Source organism: Amycolatopsis sp. NPDC104587 (genome assembly GCF_055583645.1).
In genome coordinates, this window is record NZ_JBVJNO010000006.1 from 118,492 (window position 1) to 133,755 (window position 15,264).

A 15,264-nucleotide genomic window follows, 5' to 3' on the forward strand; every position below is an offset into this window, starting at 1 on the left:
CGCACCGTGAACTCCTCCGGCGCGGGGCCGGCCCGGCCCATTCCCCCATTCCGCGAAAGGCGGGCGAACCGTGAGCCGACCAGGGGTGCTGCTCGACCGCGACGGCACGATCATCGTCGACAGCGGTTACGTCGGATCGGTCGACCGGGTCGAGTTCATCGACGGCGCGATCGAAGCCATCGCGGCCCTCAACCGCGCCGGCCTGCCGGTGGCCGTGGTCACCAACCAGGCCGGGGTCGCCCGGGGGTACTACGGGATCGAAGACGTGGAGCAGGTCCACAAGTACATGATCGCGGAGCTCGCCCGGCACGGCGCGCACATCGACCTGTGGCTGTTCTGCCCGTACCACACCGACGGGATCGTGCCGGCCTTCGCGCGTCCCAGTGCTGACCGCAAGCCGGGCCCCGGCATGGCGCTCGCCGCCGCGCAGGCGCTCGACCTCGACCTGAGCGCCTCGTGGGTGGTCGGCGACAGCCCGTCGGACGTCGGGCTCGCCGAGTCCGTGGGCGCCCGCGCGCTGCACGTCGGCCCGCCCAGCTCGGCCGTGCACGGCGTCGAGACCTACCCGGACCTGGCCGCCGCCGTCCGGGTGATCCTCGGCTCGGAAGACCTGAGCGCGCCGGATGGCCACACCGCGGCGGCCGGCGTGCCGAAGTTCCCGGCCGCGCGGTTCCACCGGGCGGACTCCTTCGGCGGTGCCTACGTCAACGAGATCACCCGCGCGTTCGGCACGGTCGACCTGGAGCAGATCAGCCGCGCGGCCAAGATCCTGACCGCCGCCCACGACCGGGACGCGACGATCTTCGCCTGCGGCAACGGCGGGTCGGCGTCGATCGCCAACCACCTCCAGTGCGACCACCTGAAGGGTGTCCGCAACGGGACCGACCTCACCACGCGGGTGCACAGCCTGTCGACCAACGTCGAGCTGTTCAGCGCGATCGCCAACGACCTCGGGTACGAGCAGGTCTTCGAGTACCAGCTCGAGTCCCAGGCCCGCGCCGGTGACGTCCTCATCGTGATCTCGTCCTCCGGCCGGTCGCCGAACATCGTGCGCGCCCTCGACTGGGCCGCCGCCCACGACGTGGCGACGATCGCGCTCACCGGCTTCGAAGGAGGACCGGCCCGGACGAAGGCGACGGTTTCGGTGCACGTCGACTCCGTCAACTACGGCGTGATCGAAGACGTCCACCAAGGCTGCATGCACCTGCTGGCCCAGTACGTCCGACAAGCGAGGATGACCCCCGATGCCGTTGTCACCCAGACGTTCTGAGCACATGCGCGTCGCCATCAACCTGCTGACCGACGACCCCGGCAACCCGTCGGGCGCGCACTGGTTCTGGACCCGGGTCATCCCCGAGATGGCCCAGCGGCTCGAGGAGCACGAGTCGTTCCACCTGCTGGTGAGCCCGAAGTCGAAGCCGACGCACCAGGGTTACGGCCCGAACGTGCGCTACATCACCTTCCCGTGGTCCAACGAGAAGCGGAACCTCCGCACGCTTTCGGAGCACCTGCTCTCGCCGGTCCGGCTGCCGCTCGGGCGCATCGACGTGCTGAACACGCTGATGGCGCCGATCGTGCGGTCGGCGCCCGGGCTGGTCGCGCACATCAAGACGTTGCACGCCTACACGACGCCCGACGCCATCTCCCGCGGCGCGCGGTTGTACCGGCAGTTCAGCTATCCGCGCACCGTGCAGAAGGCGGACGCGGTCATCCTGAACTCGAACAGCCTCGTCGCCGAGGCCCAGGAGTACCTGGACATCGACCCGGCGAAGATCCGACTGATCCCGGAAGCCGTGGACCACGAGCTCTTCAACCCCGGTGACCGCGAAGAGGCGTTCCAACACGTCTCGCGGCAGTTCGGGGTGCGGAAGCCGTTCGTGCTGTTCGTGTCCTCGCTGTGGCCGTACAAGAACTGCGAAGGCCTCATCCGCGCGTTCGCCGCGGCGAAGGCCGAGCTGGGCGACCGGCAGCTGGTCGTGGTCGGGCCCGGGCGCGACACCGAGTACGTCGGTGAGCTCAAAGCGCTCGCGGCCGGCCTCGGGATCGGCGACGACGTGCTGTGGGTCGGCGGGGTGCCGCTGACCGAGACCGTGCACTTCTACCGCGCCGCCGACGTGTTCGTGTACCCGTCGCACAACGAGACGTTCGGCCTGCCGATCCTCGAGGCGATGGCCGCGGCCTGCCCGGTGGTGACGTCCGACGTCACCGCGATGCCGGAGACCGCAGGCGGCGCCGCGCTGCTCGCCGACCCGAAGGACCCCGACTCGATCGCCGACGCCATCGTCAAGGCCTGCGGGCCGGAGAACGAGCGGCTGCGCAAGGCCGGCCCGGAGCGGGCCGGCGAGTTCACCTGGGCGGCCACCGCGGAGAAAACGCTGGCCGTCTACCGCGAAGTGCACGCCCTCCGGAGCAGCCGATGAGAGTCCTGGTCACCGGCGGCGCCGGCTTCATCGGGTCGCACACGTGCGACCGGCTGGTCGAGCTCGGCCACGAGGTCACGGTGCTGGACGCGCTCGTCTCGCCCGTCCACCGCGACGGCAAGCCGAACCACCTGACCCCCGGCGTCGACTTCTTCGAGGGCGACGTCCGCGACCGCGACCTGGTGCGCAACCTGCTGCGCCGGACCGACGCCGTCTACCACTTCGCCGCCTACCAGGACTACCTGCCGGACTTCGCGAAGTTCACCGACGTCAACGTGACGTCGACGGCGATGATCTACGAGATCATCGTCGCCGAGCAGCTCGACATCTCCCGCGTGGTCGTGGCCTCGTCGCAGGCCGCGATGGGCGAGGGGCTCTACCGGTGCCCCGAGCACGGCGAGCAGACCCCCGACATGCGCCCGGAAAGCCGCCTGAAGGCCGCGCAGTGGGACGTCCGGTGCCGGGAGTGCGACGGCCCGCTCACCATGCTGGCGACGCCGGAGCGCGTCTCGAACCCGCAGAACGCGTACGGGATGTCCAAGCACGGCGAGGAAGTCGTCGCGGTCAACCTCGGCCGGCGGTACGGGATCCCGACCGTCGCCCTGCGGTACAGCATCGTCCAGGGCCCGCGGCAGTCGGTCTACAACGCGTATTCGGGCGCCTGCCGCATCTTCAACCTGCACTACCTCCTCGGCAGCGCGCCGACGCTCTACGAAGACGGCCAGGCGATCCGCGACTACGTCAACATCCACGACGTCGTCGACGCGAACCTCCTGGTGCTGACCGACCCGCGCGCCGCGGGGCGCGTGTTCAACGTCGGCGGCGGCGAGGCGTACACGACGCAGCAGTTCTCCGACGTCGTGCAGCGGCACTACGGCTCGGCGGACGCCGGCGTGATCAGCGGTGAGTACCGCTTCGGCGACACGCGGCACATCCTCTCCGACATCGACGCGCTCAAGGAGCTCGGCTGGAAGCCGCAGCGCTCGCCCGCGGAGTCCGTCGCCGAGTACGCCGCGTGGCTGCGGGACATGCCCGGCCTCGACGAAATCCTGACCCAGGCGAACGCGAAGATGCGCTCGCTCGGCGTCGTCCGGAAGGCCGGCGCGTGAAGGCCTTCCTGCTCGCCGCCGGCCTCGGCAGCCGGCTGCGGCCGCTGACCGACCGCGTGCCGAAGTGCCTGGTGCCGGTCGGCGGCCGGCCGATGCTCGACATCTGGCTGGACGCGCTCGAGGGCGCCGGTGTCGACGAGGTGCTGGTCAACCTGCACCACCTGGCGCCGCTGGTCCGCGCGCACCTCGCCGAGCGCCGCGGCGGGCCCGTCGTGCACCTGGTGGAGGAGCGGGAGCTGCTCGGCAGCGCCGGAACGCTGGCGGCCAACCGGGAGTTCGTCGAGAACGAGGAGAGCTTCCTCGCCCTCAACGCCGACAACCTGACCGACTTCGACGTCCGCGTCCTGATCGACGCGCACACCGCCGGCGGCGCCCTCGCGACCCTGTCGCTGTTCCACGCGGCCGAGCCGTCGCGGTGCGGCATCGTGACCGTGGACGACGAAGGCGTCGTCACCGCGTTCCACGAGAAGCCGGAGAACCCGCCGGGCGACCTGGCGAACGCCGGGATGTACGCGTTCACCCCGGAGGTCCTCGACCTGATCGGGCCGGCGCCGCGCGACATCGGCTTCCACCTGCTGCCGCAGCTGGTCGGCCGGGCGCGGACGGTCTCGATCGGCGACGCGTACTTCCTCGACATCGGCACGCCCGAAGCGCTCGCGAGCGCGCGGGACCACTGGGAGAGGCGAGCAGGATGATCATCACCCGCACCCCGCTGCGCGTCGGCCTCGTCGGAGGCGGCACGGACCTGCCGGTGTACTACCGGGAACACGGCGGCCGCGTGCTCAACGCGGCCATCGACAAGTACATCTACGTCGTCGTGAAGCAGCGCTTCGACGACGACATCTACGTGAACTACTCGAAGAAGGAAATCGTCTCGCGGGTCGAGGACCTCGAGCACGAGCTCGTCCGCGAAGCCATGCACATGACCGGCGTGCGCGGCGGCGTCGAGATCACCACGCTCGCGGACATCCCGTCGTCCGGGTCCGGGCTGGGCTCGTCGTCCTCGGTCACGGTCGGGCTGCTGCACGCGCTGTTCGCCTACCAGGGTCGTCAGGTGACGGCGGAGGAGCTCGCGGACCGGGCGTGCACCATCGAGATCGACCGCTGCGGCAAGCCCATCGGCAAGCAGGACCAGTACGCGGCGGCGTACGGCGGGCTGTGCGACCTGAACTTCGGCCCCGGCGACGACACCGTGGTGAAACGCATCGAGCTGCCGCGCCCGCAGTGGCGGGCGCTTCAGGACGAGCTGATGCTCTTCTACACCGGCGTCACCCGCAGCGCGAACAACATCCTGGGCGAGCAGACAGCGAACGTCGGCGATCGGCTGCCGCAGCTCAAGCAGCTGCGTGACCTCGCCGGTGAGGCGGCCGACGGCCTGCGCGCGCTCGACGTGAGCGCGCTGGGCAACGCGCTGCGCAAGAGCTGGGACGCCAAGCGCGCGCTGGCGTCGGGGGTGTCGAACCCGCAGATCGACGAGGCCGTGGAAGCGGCGCTCGCGGCGGGCGCGTCCGGGGCCAAGGTGACCGGGGCCGGCGGTGGTGGCTTCCTGCTCGTCACCTGCCCGCTGGAGCACCAGCAGGCGGTCCGGAACGGGCTGCCGGGGATGAAGGAGCTGCCGATCCAGCTGGAACGGCAGGGCTCGCGCGTGATCTTCAACGTGCACCAGGACATTTGGAGCTGACCGGCCGCGTGCGCGCCTATGATCGGAACGTGGCTCGGTGGATCCTTCGGTGACGCGCGTGGGGTTGCCCGACGCCGCGCCCGCCCTGCCCGGGCCGGTGCGGGCGCCGCTGTTCGCCGTCGCGGTCGTCGCCGCGGTGGTGGCCCTCGTGCTGGGGTTCCTGTTCCACGGCCACACCCTCGGCACCGACCTGGACGAGTCCGTCTACCGGTCGCTGCGGGGGAGCATCGAGCCGCCGTTCGCCTACGGCGTGGCCTGGGTGATCGGCACGGCCGGTGATCCCGTGGTGGCGGGTCCGCTCGCCGTCCTGCTCGCGTTTTTGTTCCGCGCGGCCGGACAGACCCGGCTCGCCGTGCTCGTCATCGCCGGTCCGGTCGTCACCGGCGCCGTCACGACTTTGGCGAAGCCGATCGCGGGCCGGTACATCAACGGCGACAACCTGTCCTACCCCAGCGGGCACACGGCGTTCCTGACCTCCCTCGGCCTGGTCGTCGGGCTGTTCCTCACCACCCGCAACGAGCTCGGGCGGCTTGCGGGAACGGCCGTGGTGCTGGCGCTCGGGCTCGTCTGCGCGGCGGCGATGGCGTGGTCGCAGGTTTCGGACCGGGTGCACTACCTTTCCGACACCTTCGGGGGTTTCTGCGTCGCCGTGGCACTGGTGACGGCGACCGCGGCCACGGTGGACGCCGTCATCGATAGGGTGAAAGCCAGCCGCTGAAACCGGTTCCGGCCTTATCGTTGCCGACGTGAAGTCGTTGGCGGTTCTGGTGTTCCTGCTCGCGGTCGTCGTCCCGGCGCCGGCCGCGAACGCCGACCCGGCGCGGGCCGCGGTGTGCGACAGCAAGGAGCTCCTCGGCCCGGACACCCCGCCCGCGGGCGCGGTCGTCGTCCCGGCCGGGCGCCTGAACGGCAGCGACCTCGAGACCCCGGGCGCGACGTACTGGTTCGCCCCCGGCGTGCACACCCTGGCCCCGGGCGAGTTTTCCCAGCTGTCCCCGGCCGACGGCGCGACCTTCGTCGGCGCGCCGGGCGCGGTCCTGGACGGCAACCACGACAACCGGTACGCCTTCACCGGCCGCGCCACCGGCGTCACCATCCGGTACCTGACGATCACCGGGTTCGCCGCGCCGCGCGACGAAGGCGTCGTCAACCACGACTCCGGCAACGGCTGGCTGGTCGAGCACACCACGCTGGTCCGCAACGACGGCGCGGCGCTGATGGCCGGCGCGGAGAACACGATCCGCGGGAACTGCCTGCGCGACAACGGCCAGTACGGCCTCAACGCCTACCAGGCCGGCAACGGGATCCGGCGGCTGGTGGTCGAGGACAACGAGTTCACCGGGAACAACACGGCCGACTGGGAGGCGAAGGTCCCGGGCTGCGGCTGCACGGGCGCGGCGAAGTTCTGGGCCGTCGACGGCGCCGACGTCCGCGGCAACTGGATCCACGACAACCGCGGCCCGGGACTCTGGGCGGACACGAACGACAACGACTTCCTCATCGAGGACAACGTCATCGAGAACAACGACGACGTGGGGATCTTCTACGAGATCTCGTACAACGCGACGATCCGCGGCAACGACCTGCGCGGCAACGGCCGGGTGGCGGGCCGCCGCGCGGCGGAGCGGGGCGACCCGTTCCCGGTGGGCGCGATCTACCTGTCCGAAGCGGGCGGCGACGCCCGGGTGGCCGCCCGCGTCGCGAAGATCGAGGTGACGGGCAACCGCCTGGAGGACAACTGGGACGGCATCGTCGCCTGGGCCAACGCGGACCGCTTCTGCAACTCCCCGGCGTCGACGACGTCGGACTGCACCCGGATCGTGGGGCCGTCGAACACCTCGCGGTGCGCGGCCCCGGCGATCAGCTCGGCGCCGTTGTACCGGGACTGTCGCTGGTGGACGGCCGAACTGGACATCCACGACAACGTGTTCAGTTTTGATCCGGCCGGGTGCGCGTCCCGGCCGTGCGGCCGGATGGCGTTGTTCGCGAACGTGGGAACGGTGCCCACGTGGTCCCCGTACCAGGGCGACGTGATCCAGCGCGACATGCTCCACACGGCGGGCAACCGCTGGCACGGCAACAAGTACGAGGGTCCGTGGCAGTTCATGGCGGGCGACATGGCCACGACGGTCCCGGCCGGAGTGTGGACCGGGCCGTCGTACGGCCAGGACGAGGGGAGCACCTTCGCCGGGTGACCCCCGCCCCGGCTCGGCCCGGTTCGGTGCCATTCTCGGAACGTTGCGAATGGCCCATTGGGGACGCTGAGGCCGTCCGGGCTTGGGTGAGTGGGTGGAGTTGGGCTGTACTGGCGGGTTCGGTTCGATCTGACTTGGCCCGGCCCGGTTTGGTTCGGCGCCACTCTCGGAACGTCGCGAATAACCCGTTGGGGACGCGAGACGTCCCGAATGGGTCATTCGCGACGCGAACCGCCCGGGCTCAGGCGAACCGGCGGAACACCGGCCGCACCGGCCGTCCGCCCATCCACGGCGTGGGATCTCCGGCGTCCAGCGCCTTCCGGTACACCGTGCAAGCCTGCGCGACCACGTCGATCGTCTTGTCGATGTCCGCGTCGGTGAGACCCGCGCTGACCACAAAGGACGGACCCAGCACCCCACCGGACACCAGCTCCCGCAGGAACAGCGTCCGGTACGGCTGTGACGGCTTTCCCTCTTCGTCCAGCGTCCCGAAGACCAGGTTGCTCGCCCGTCCGCGCACGACCACGTGCTCCTCGACGCCGATGCCCGCCGCCACCTCGCGGACGCCGGCGGCCAGGCGGTCGCCCAGTGCGTGCAGGCGGGCGATGACGTCTTCGTCGCGGTACACGTCCATCACCGCCATGGCGGCGGCCAGCGAGTGCGTCTCCGCGCCGTGCGTGGTCGAGAGCAGGAAGACCCGCTCGCGGTCGCCGGCGCGCAGGCCGCCCAGCTCCATCAGCTCGCGCTTGCCCGCGAGGGCCGAGACCGCGAAGCCGTTGCCGAGGGCCTTGCCGAACGTCGAGAGGTCCGGCGTCACGCCGTACAGACCCTGCGCGCCGTGGGCGGACCAGCGGAAACCGGTGATCATCTCGTCGAAGATCAGGACCACGCCGTGGCGCGTCGCGAGCTCGCGCAGGCCGCGCAGGTAACCCGGCGGGGGGCCGACCACCGTCGCCGGCTCGAGGATCAGGCACGCGATCTCGCCTTCGTGCCGGCGCAGCAGCTCCTCCGTCGCCGGGAGGTCGCCGTACGGGAACGACAGGGTGGCCTCCGTCGTCTCGTCCGGGATGCCCGCGTTCATCGGGGTGGTGCCGATGAACCAGTCGTCGGTCGAGAAGAACGCGTGGTCGGCGCACTTCGCGACCAGCTTGCGGCCGGTCGCGGCGCGGGCCAGGCGGACCGCGGCCGTCGTCGCGTCCGAGCCGTTCTTGGTGAACTTCACCATGTCGGCCGTCGGCACGTTCTCGAGGAACCGCTCGGCGGCCTCGGCCTCGATGATCGACGGCCGGATGAAGTTGCTGCCCTTCTCCAGCTCGTCGCGGACGACCGCGACCACCCGCGGGTGCGCGTGGCCGAGGCTGACCGCTCGCAGCCCGGCGCCGTACTCGATGTACTCGTTGCCGTCGACGTCCCAGACGTGGCCGCCGCGGCCGTGGGAGATGACCGGAGCCATCCCTTCGGGATACTGGTCCGAGCCCTTGGCGTAGGTGTGCGCACCGCCGGGGACGACCCGGTGCAGCCGCTCGTTCGCCGCCGCGGAGCGGGGCAGGTTCGTTCCCATGGGGATCACCTCGTTGGTTTCAACGCCTCTCCGAGAGACGGCGCGCGCTCATCCCGGTCACTGACCATTGTGACCGCCAGTGGCCACGAAATGTCCAATTCAGGGTCTTTGTACGAAATTGTGATGTCTTCGGCGGGATCGTGGGCCCGGTCGATGCGGTACGAAACGTCCGAGGGATCGGTGAGTGACTGGAACCCGTGCGCGCAGCCCGCCGGGATGTACACCGAAACCTGCGTGTCACCGGAGAGTTCGAACGTCTTCACAGTGCGATACGTCGGCGAATCCGGGCGGAGGTCCACCACGACGTCGAAGACCGCGCCGTGCGAGCACCGCACCAGCTTGGCCTCGCCGGCGCCGCCGCGCAGGTGCATCCCGCGGACGACTCCCTTGCGGGACCGGGAAAGGCTGTCCTGGACGAAGCCGTCCGGGTTGATGCCCACCGAGGCGACGACGTCGCGGTCGAACGTCCGGCTGAAGAACCCGCGCTGGTCGGGGAAAGGCGTCGGCTCGAAGAGGTACACCCCGTCGATCTCGGGGACCGGAATGGCCTTCACGCCGCACCTCCGTCGATGACGAGCTTCGAAAGCTCGGTGAACTGGTCTTCGACGCGGGCAGCCATCTCTTCGGCCCGCCGTTCGATGGTTCCGGTGACTTCGGCGCGGTTCTCTTCCAGCTTGCGGAAAAGCGCCACCAGCCGGTCGAAGTCGGGCTCGCGCGCCGAAATGCAGAACTCCTCGACGCCCATCGACGCCATCAGCACGTCGCTCTTGCGCGCGTACCCGAACGAAACGGTCGGTTTTGCGGACTTCAGCGCGCACAGGACGTTGTGGTACCGCGTGGCCACGATCGTGTCGGTCGCCGCCATCTGCTCCATCAGGTCGCCCAGCGACTTCAGCGGCTGGGTGGTGACGTCGGCGTCCGGCCGGTGCGCGACGGCGTCCGCGATGACCTCGCCGGGCACGTCGAGGTCGGCGACGTCGCCGATGAACAGCCGGACCGGGCGGCCCTCGTCCACCATCAGCCGCACGAAGCGCTTCACGGTGTCCAGGTAGGACGCGTTGATCTGCTCGGCGCGGGCCCGGTCGTCGTTGCCGCCGTGGAACTCCATCAGCCCGACGCCGACCGCGCCGGTCGACGGCCGCGGCGTGGGCGCGGGCAGCGCGAAGGCGAGGTCGGGGAAGACGTGGTCGTCGCGGACGTCCACGCCCATCCGGCCGAGCGCCGCCCGGGAGTGCTCGTCGCGGAACGACCGGTAGTGCGCCAGGCGGGCCGCGCGCGAGACGACCCACCGGGTCCCGCGCTTGCGCACGTAGTCCGCGCCGACGCTCACGAGCGCGACCTTGGCGCCGGTCAGCCGCGCGGTGATCCCCAGCCACAGCAGGGAGTACGGCAGCGCCCACGGCCGGATCGGCAGCGTCGCTTCGAGCACGCCCATACCGGGCACGATGACGACGTCCTGCTTGCGGACCCACCGCCAGGTGCGGACCGGGTCGAGGAGCTTGCCGAGCACCTTGAGCGCCGCGGCCCGCACCCCGGTCGCGTCCCCGGCGTGCGGTTCGTACCACTGCAGGTGCGTCGCCGGCGCGCCGTAGCGCGCGGTGAGCTCTTCCGGGCCCATGGCGAGGAAGTCGAGCCGGACGTCGGGGTACCGGCGGCGCACGTAGGCGAGGACCGCCTCGAGGGAGCCGTCGTTGCCGAGGTTGCCCGAGCCGAGGATGCCGAAGAAGCCGATCCGCGTCACGCCATCAGCCCGATCTTCCGCAGCGGCTTGCCGCCGAGCCATTCGGCCATGACGCCGTAGCAGTGCCGGCGCTCGGTCGCCGTCAGCGGCGCGTCCCGGATCGCGGAGACGTACCCGGCGAGGTACTCGCCGAAGAGCCGGGCCTTCGACTGGCCCGCCCGCCGCGGGTCGAGGTTGGTGCACACCCGCTGGACCGTGCCGAGGTTGTCGCCGCGGCCGGGGTGCTCCCGGCGGAAGAACATGACCTCGGGCACCTGGATGAACGGGCCGTGCAGGGCGAGCTCGCCGACGAACTTGCGGCCGGCGTTGTGGTAGCTGTCGTGCGGCGGGATCCGGCGCAGCACCGCGGTCCGGATGACGCCGTAGAAGTCGTCGCCGCCTTCGCGGAACATCAGGTCGCGGAACCGGACCGCCGGGTCGGGCGAGTCCGTCGCGAGCTGGTAGTCGTAGTTCTCGAGGATCTCGCCGCGCTCGTCGACGATCGCCATGTACGAGTGGGCGAGGACGGCTTCCGGGTGCTCGTCGAGGGTCCGGACGCACGCCTCGAGCAGCCCGGGCGCGAACAGGTCGTCGTGGGCGGCCCACTTGAAGAGCTCACCGCGGGCCGCGCGGACCAGGAAGTCGTGGTTGGGGGCCGCGCCGATGTTCCGCGGCTGCCGGATGTAGCGGATCCGGTCGTCCCTCGCGGCGTACTTCTCGCAGATCTCCCGGGTGCCGTCGGCCGACGCGTTGTCCGAGATGACCAGTTCGTAGTCGGTGTAGGTCTGCGCGAGTAGGGCTTCCAGCGCCTCGGCGAGGTAGTTCTCCCCGTTGTAGACCGGAAGTCCGATGGTCAGCCGTGGTGCGCCGGTCATGGTGTCCTCGTTTCCTGAGGGGTTTCCGAAGGGGTCCGGGTGTGTGCGCGTACCGCGAGGTGGAGCTGGGTCCACCAGATGAAGGCGGCGGTGAACGTGGCCGAGGCGACACCCCAGCCCGACCCGACCGCGCCGCCGATCACGGCGCCGCCCAGGCCGCCCGCCACGTAGAGCACCGAGGCGATCAGCTGGCAGCGCATGCTGCGGCGGGCCGCGCCCAGCGCGCGCAGGCCGGTCGCCGCGCCGCCGATGAAGCTGGCGTTGAACACCGAGAACGTGGCCGGGAGGATCAGCAGGCGCGCGGTGTGCCAGACGTCGCCGAGGACGAACTCGCCCAGCCGGTCGTTGAGCACCAGCAGCAGCGTGACGCCCCAGAGCAGCGCGGCGAAGGCCTGCGCCCCGCCGAGGACGAAGCAGAACTTCATGAGCTTGTGGACGTTCCGCTTCACCACCCGCGCGGCTTCGGGCACCGCGACGAAGGCGAGTCCCATGAGGACGGCGACGAACGGCCCGAGCAGCAGCTCACCGCCGCGGACCGTGCCCACGGCGGCGACCCCGGCGATCGCGCCGAGGCCGTACATCCGGATCTGCGAGCCGCTGCTGTTGCTCACGTTTTCGACGAGGTAGCGGGTGCCGAGGTCGCGGTGGTCCCGCAGCCAGGTGCGGACACCCGCGACGCTCGGCCGCAGCCGCGTCTGCACGTAGCCGTACCCCGCGGCCACCGCCGCGCCGCCGCCCCACGCGAGCAGGAACGTGACGACGTTGGCGTACATGCTCGCCAGCAGCATCGTGGGGATCATCGCGACGGCCCAGACGACGTCGTTCAGGAACGCCTTCTGGCCCTCGCCCGCGGCGAAGAACGCGAACCGCCAGGTGTCCTGCAGCAGCAGGAACGGCAGGATGATCCCGAGGGCGACGAACGCGGAGCCGAGCTGGCCGCCGACCGCGATGCCGAAGAGCACGCTGAGGATCCCCGCGGCGACGCCGATGACCAGGCCGGTCGCCGACGCCCGGGCCACGGCCGCGCGCCAGAGCCCGGTCTCGACCCCGCTGAACCGCACGATCAGCGGGTCCGTCGCCAGGCCGCGGGAGATGTTGATCAGGACGCCGTAGGTCACCCAGGCGAGGCTGAACAGGCCGAACGCCGTCACACCCAGCTCGCGCGCGACGAAGATGCCGATGGCGAAGTTGGTCAGGCTGGAGACGGCCTGGTCGCCCAGGCCCCAGGAGAGCCGTCCCGCCATCGCCTTGAGACCGCGGGACGGGCGGACGGCGCGGTGCTGACCGGTCGTCATCCCGCTCACTCCTTGACCAGACCGGCGTCGTGCAGGGCACGCGCCGCGACGTCGACGATGTCGAAGGGCAGGCCGGCGCGCTCGGCGATGTCCAGCAAGGAGTGCTCGCCGTCGGAGAGGTTGAGCACCCACAGCATCGCCATCTGGGCCTGCTTGGCGTCGCTGCGGCCGCCGAGCGAGTCGTACAGCCCGCGCTTGCCGAGCTGCGGCTCGCCGTACGGGCTGAGGTTGACGTAGCGGCGGTTGCGGTCCAGGACGCCGAACGCGTCCGTCAGGGCGCCGAGCGTGTCCTCCATGGCCGACGGCGAAACGAAGGCCGGGTTGTCGGCGGAGGTGTGGTACTCGGGGTAGCCCGCGTACGGCGTCCGCGTCAGCGACCCGACTCCGAGGTTGAAGCCCGGCGAGCAGAACTGGCGCTCGTCGTAGCCGTACGGCGAAAAGTCGATGACGCGGTGTTCGCGGGTCTTCAGCACGTGCTGCACGACGCGGTCGATCTCGGCGTCGTCGCGGCGGGACTTCTTGTAGGTCAACGGTCCCGTGTCACCCGCGCACGCCAGCACGAGCCCGTGCTTGACCCTCTCGATGCGCTCGGCGTTGCGCGCGAGCCAGGTGATCGAGCCGATCGTGCCCGGCATGAACAGGAACCGGTAGGTGTAGTGCGGCTGCGTCTCGGCCAGCTGCTGGGCCAGCGAGATCGCGACGGCGATGCCGGCGAGGTTGTCGTTGGCCAGCGACGGGTGGCAGACGTGGCACGACACGATGACCTCGTCGGACACGCGGCCGGGGACGACGTGCTCGCCGTAGGTCAGCGAGCCGTCGGCCAGGGTTGAGTCGATGACGACGTCGTAGTCGCCGTCGGGCAGCGCGTCGAGCTTCTCCTGCGCGAGGCAGAACCCCCAGGCCGGGGCGTAGTAGCTGGTCCGGTAGGGCACCCACGCCGGCTGGTCCGGCAGCGTGTGCAGGTGCTCCCGCAGCTCGCTGAGCGGCATCCGCTCGTTCACCGGGACGCTGTACCCGACGACGTGCAGGTTCGACTCCCGGAAGTCGATTACCCGCTCACCCGAAGGCGCCGCGACGTAGGCGTCGCGGATGTTCCACTCCTGCGGGATGGTCCAGTCCAGCACCTGGGTGCCGGTCGGGACCTCGTGCCGCTCCAGCGAAATGTGCTCACCCACGATGTCCAGGGTCTGCCGCACGCCGTCACCGGTGATGCTGCGGCAGATCGGGTACAGCCGCTCGACCAGGGCGTGCAGTTCCGCCCCGGTCCGCAGCCGCGTGCCCGCCACTACTGTGCCGTTCGTTACCAATCCGACCACAGCTACGGCCGAATGACTTCGTGGGAACGGTCAAGTGCCGCTCGCGGGTCGGCCTGCTTCTGGCCGGATTGGTAACGCCGCCGCAGGGTGTTGTCGACGCGGCCGGCTTCGCCCTCGCTCTTCAGCCAGGCGAGCCGGGTGAACAGCTGCTGGAACGACTCCTTGGTGAGCCCGAACCGGCGGTAGGCCTCGATGAGCTCGACGGCGCCGTCCTTGACCGACCACTCGCAGGCGAAGCCCGGGATGGCGGCGCGGAAGCGGGAGAAGTCGACGCGGTAGGAGCGCGGGTCGGCGCCGGCCTCGCCGGTGATGTTCAGCGTCGAGCCCGGCACGGCCTCGACGACCTCCTGCGCGATCTCGGCGACGGTGACGTTGTTGTCCTCGGTGCCGATGTTGAAGGCCTTGTTGTGCACGGCCTCCTTCGGCGCGGTCAGGGCGGCGGTGAACGCGCGGGCGATGTCCTGGGCGTGCACGAGCGGCCGCCACGGCGTGCCGTCGGAGAGCACCAGCACCTCGCCGGACAGGTGCGCGTGCGCGGTCAGGTTGTTCAGCACGATGTCGCCGCGCAGCCGGGGCGAGTAGCCGAACGCGGTCGCGTTGCGCATGTAGACCGGCGTGAAGTCGTCGTCGGCGAGCTCGTGGACGTCGGCCTCGACCCGCACCTTCGACTCGGCGTACGGCGTCACCGGCTTCAGCGGGGCGTCCTCGTCGACCAGGAGGTCGCCGCCGGCGCCGTAGACCGAGCAGGTCGACGCGTAGAGGTACCGCTGCACACCGGCTTCCTTGGCCAGCTTCGCGAGCTTCACCGACGCGTGGTGGTTGATGTCGTAGGTCAGTTCCGGCGCGAGCGAGCCGAGCGGGTCGTTCGACAGCGCGGCCAGGTGGATCACGGCGTCGAAGCCCTCGACGTGCTTCGCTTCGACGTCGCGCAGGTCGACGACGTGCCCGGCCGGGTCGGCCGGGACGGGTCCGAGCAGGCACTCTTCGAACAGCCCGGAGTCCAGGCCGACGACCTCGTGACCGGCGGCGGCGAGCACCGGGGCCATCACCGTCCCCAAGTAGCCCTTGTGCCCCGTCAGCAACACCCGCATC

The 15,264-nt window shown here is 70.6% G+C and carries 14 protein-coding genes; 7 read left to right on the forward strand and 7 right to left on the reverse strand.

Going from position 1 to position 15,264, the window contains the following annotated elements:
- The first annotated feature begins 70 nt into the window (after positions 1–70).
- Genes ACZ61C_RS19295 through ACZ61C_RS19325 form a run of 7 tightly spaced genes read left to right on the forward strand, consistent with a single transcriptional unit; the run spans position 71 to position 7,405 of the window.
- Positions 71–1,270 (forward strand): HAD-IIIA family hydrolase, encoded by a 1,200-nt coding sequence (locus tag ACZ61C_RS19295; RefSeq protein ID WP_465308517.1) that lies wholly within the window; start codon positions 71–73, stop codon positions 1,268–1,270.
- 4 nt (positions 1,271–1,274) lie between these two features.
- Positions 1,275–2,420, forward strand: a complete 1,146-nt coding sequence (locus tag ACZ61C_RS19300; protein ID WP_465308519.1) for a glycosyltransferase family 4 protein — start codon at positions 1,275–1,277, stop codon at positions 2,418–2,420.
- Entirely contained in the window at positions 2,417–3,529 is a 1,113-nt protein-coding gene (locus tag ACZ61C_RS19305; protein WP_465308521.1) for an NAD-dependent epimerase/dehydratase family protein, read from the forward strand. The genes ACZ61C_RS19300 and ACZ61C_RS19305 overlap by 4 nt, the downstream gene beginning before the upstream one ends.
- Positions 3,526–4,224 carry a nucleotidyltransferase family protein gene (locus ACZ61C_RS19310; protein ID WP_465308523.1) on the forward strand — a complete coding sequence of 233 codons (699 nt, stop codon included), beginning with the start codon at positions 3,526–3,528 and terminating at the stop codon, positions 4,222–4,224. Before ACZ61C_RS19305 ends, ACZ61C_RS19310 begins: the two co-directional genes overlap by 4 nt.
- Positions 4,221–5,210: a GHMP family kinase ATP-binding protein gene (locus ACZ61C_RS19315; RefSeq protein WP_465308525.1), complete on the forward strand. Its 990-nt coding sequence runs from the start codon at positions 4,221–4,223 to the stop codon at positions 5,208–5,210. The genes ACZ61C_RS19310 and ACZ61C_RS19315 overlap by 4 nt, the downstream gene beginning before the upstream one ends.
- A gap of 37 nt (positions 5,211–5,247) precedes the next feature.
- A complete protein-coding gene (locus tag ACZ61C_RS19320) occupies positions 5,248–5,928 on the forward strand; it encodes a phosphatase PAP2 family protein (protein ID WP_465308527.1) in 681 nt (226 codons plus the stop codon).
- Positions 5,929–5,956: 28 nt separating this feature from the next.
- The gene (locus tag ACZ61C_RS19325; RefSeq protein WP_465308529.1) at positions 5,957–7,405 is read left to right on the forward strand and encodes a right-handed parallel beta-helix repeat-containing protein; all 1,449 of its coding nucleotides are present in this window, start codon (positions 5,957–5,959) and stop codon (positions 7,403–7,405) included.
- A gap of 241 nt (positions 7,406–7,646) precedes the next feature.
- Here ACZ61C_RS19325 and ACZ61C_RS19330 read toward each other — a convergent pair whose 3' ends face one another.
- Genes ACZ61C_RS19330 through ACZ61C_RS19360 form a run of 7 tightly spaced genes read right to left on the reverse strand, consistent with a single transcriptional unit; the run spans position 7,647 to position 15,263 of the window.
- Complete coding sequence (locus tag ACZ61C_RS19330; protein ID WP_465308531.1) at positions 7,647–8,966, reverse strand: glutamate-1-semialdehyde 2,1-aminomutase; 1,320 nt, start codon at positions 8,964–8,966, stop codon at positions 7,647–7,649.
- A gap of 5 nt (positions 8,967–8,971) precedes the next feature.
- Complete coding sequence (rfbC, locus tag ACZ61C_RS19335; RefSeq protein WP_465308533.1) at positions 8,972–9,520, reverse strand: dTDP-4-dehydrorhamnose 3,5-epimerase; 549 nt, start codon at positions 9,518–9,520, stop codon at positions 8,972–8,974.
- Positions 9,517–10,707, reverse strand: coding sequence for a polysaccharide pyruvyl transferase family protein (locus tag ACZ61C_RS19340; protein ID WP_465308535.1), 1,191 nt, complete (start codon positions 10,705–10,707; stop codon positions 9,517–9,519). Before ACZ61C_RS19340 ends, rfbC begins: the two co-directional genes overlap by 4 nt.
- Entirely contained in the window at positions 10,704–11,561 is an 858-nt protein-coding gene (locus ACZ61C_RS19345) for a glycosyltransferase family 2 protein (protein WP_465308537.1), read from the reverse strand. Before ACZ61C_RS19345 ends, ACZ61C_RS19340 begins: the two co-directional genes overlap by 4 nt.
- Complete coding sequence (locus tag ACZ61C_RS19350; protein ID WP_465308539.1) at positions 11,558–12,856, reverse strand: hypothetical protein; 1,299 nt, start codon at positions 12,854–12,856, stop codon at positions 11,558–11,560. The genes ACZ61C_RS19345 and ACZ61C_RS19350 overlap by 4 nt, the downstream gene beginning before the upstream one ends.
- Before the next feature lie 5 nt (positions 12,857–12,861).
- Positions 12,862–14,142 carry a DUF4910 domain-containing protein gene (locus tag ACZ61C_RS19355; protein ID WP_465308541.1) on the reverse strand — a complete coding sequence of 427 codons (1,281 nt, stop codon included), beginning with the start codon at positions 14,140–14,142 and terminating at the stop codon, positions 12,862–12,864.
- 32 nt (positions 14,143–14,174) lie between these two features.
- Positions 14,175–15,263 carry an NAD-dependent epimerase/dehydratase family protein gene (locus tag ACZ61C_RS19360; protein ID WP_465308543.1) on the reverse strand — a complete coding sequence of 363 codons (1,089 nt, stop codon included), beginning with the start codon at positions 15,261–15,263 and terminating at the stop codon, positions 14,175–14,177.
- Position 15,264: the final 1 nt, after the last annotated feature.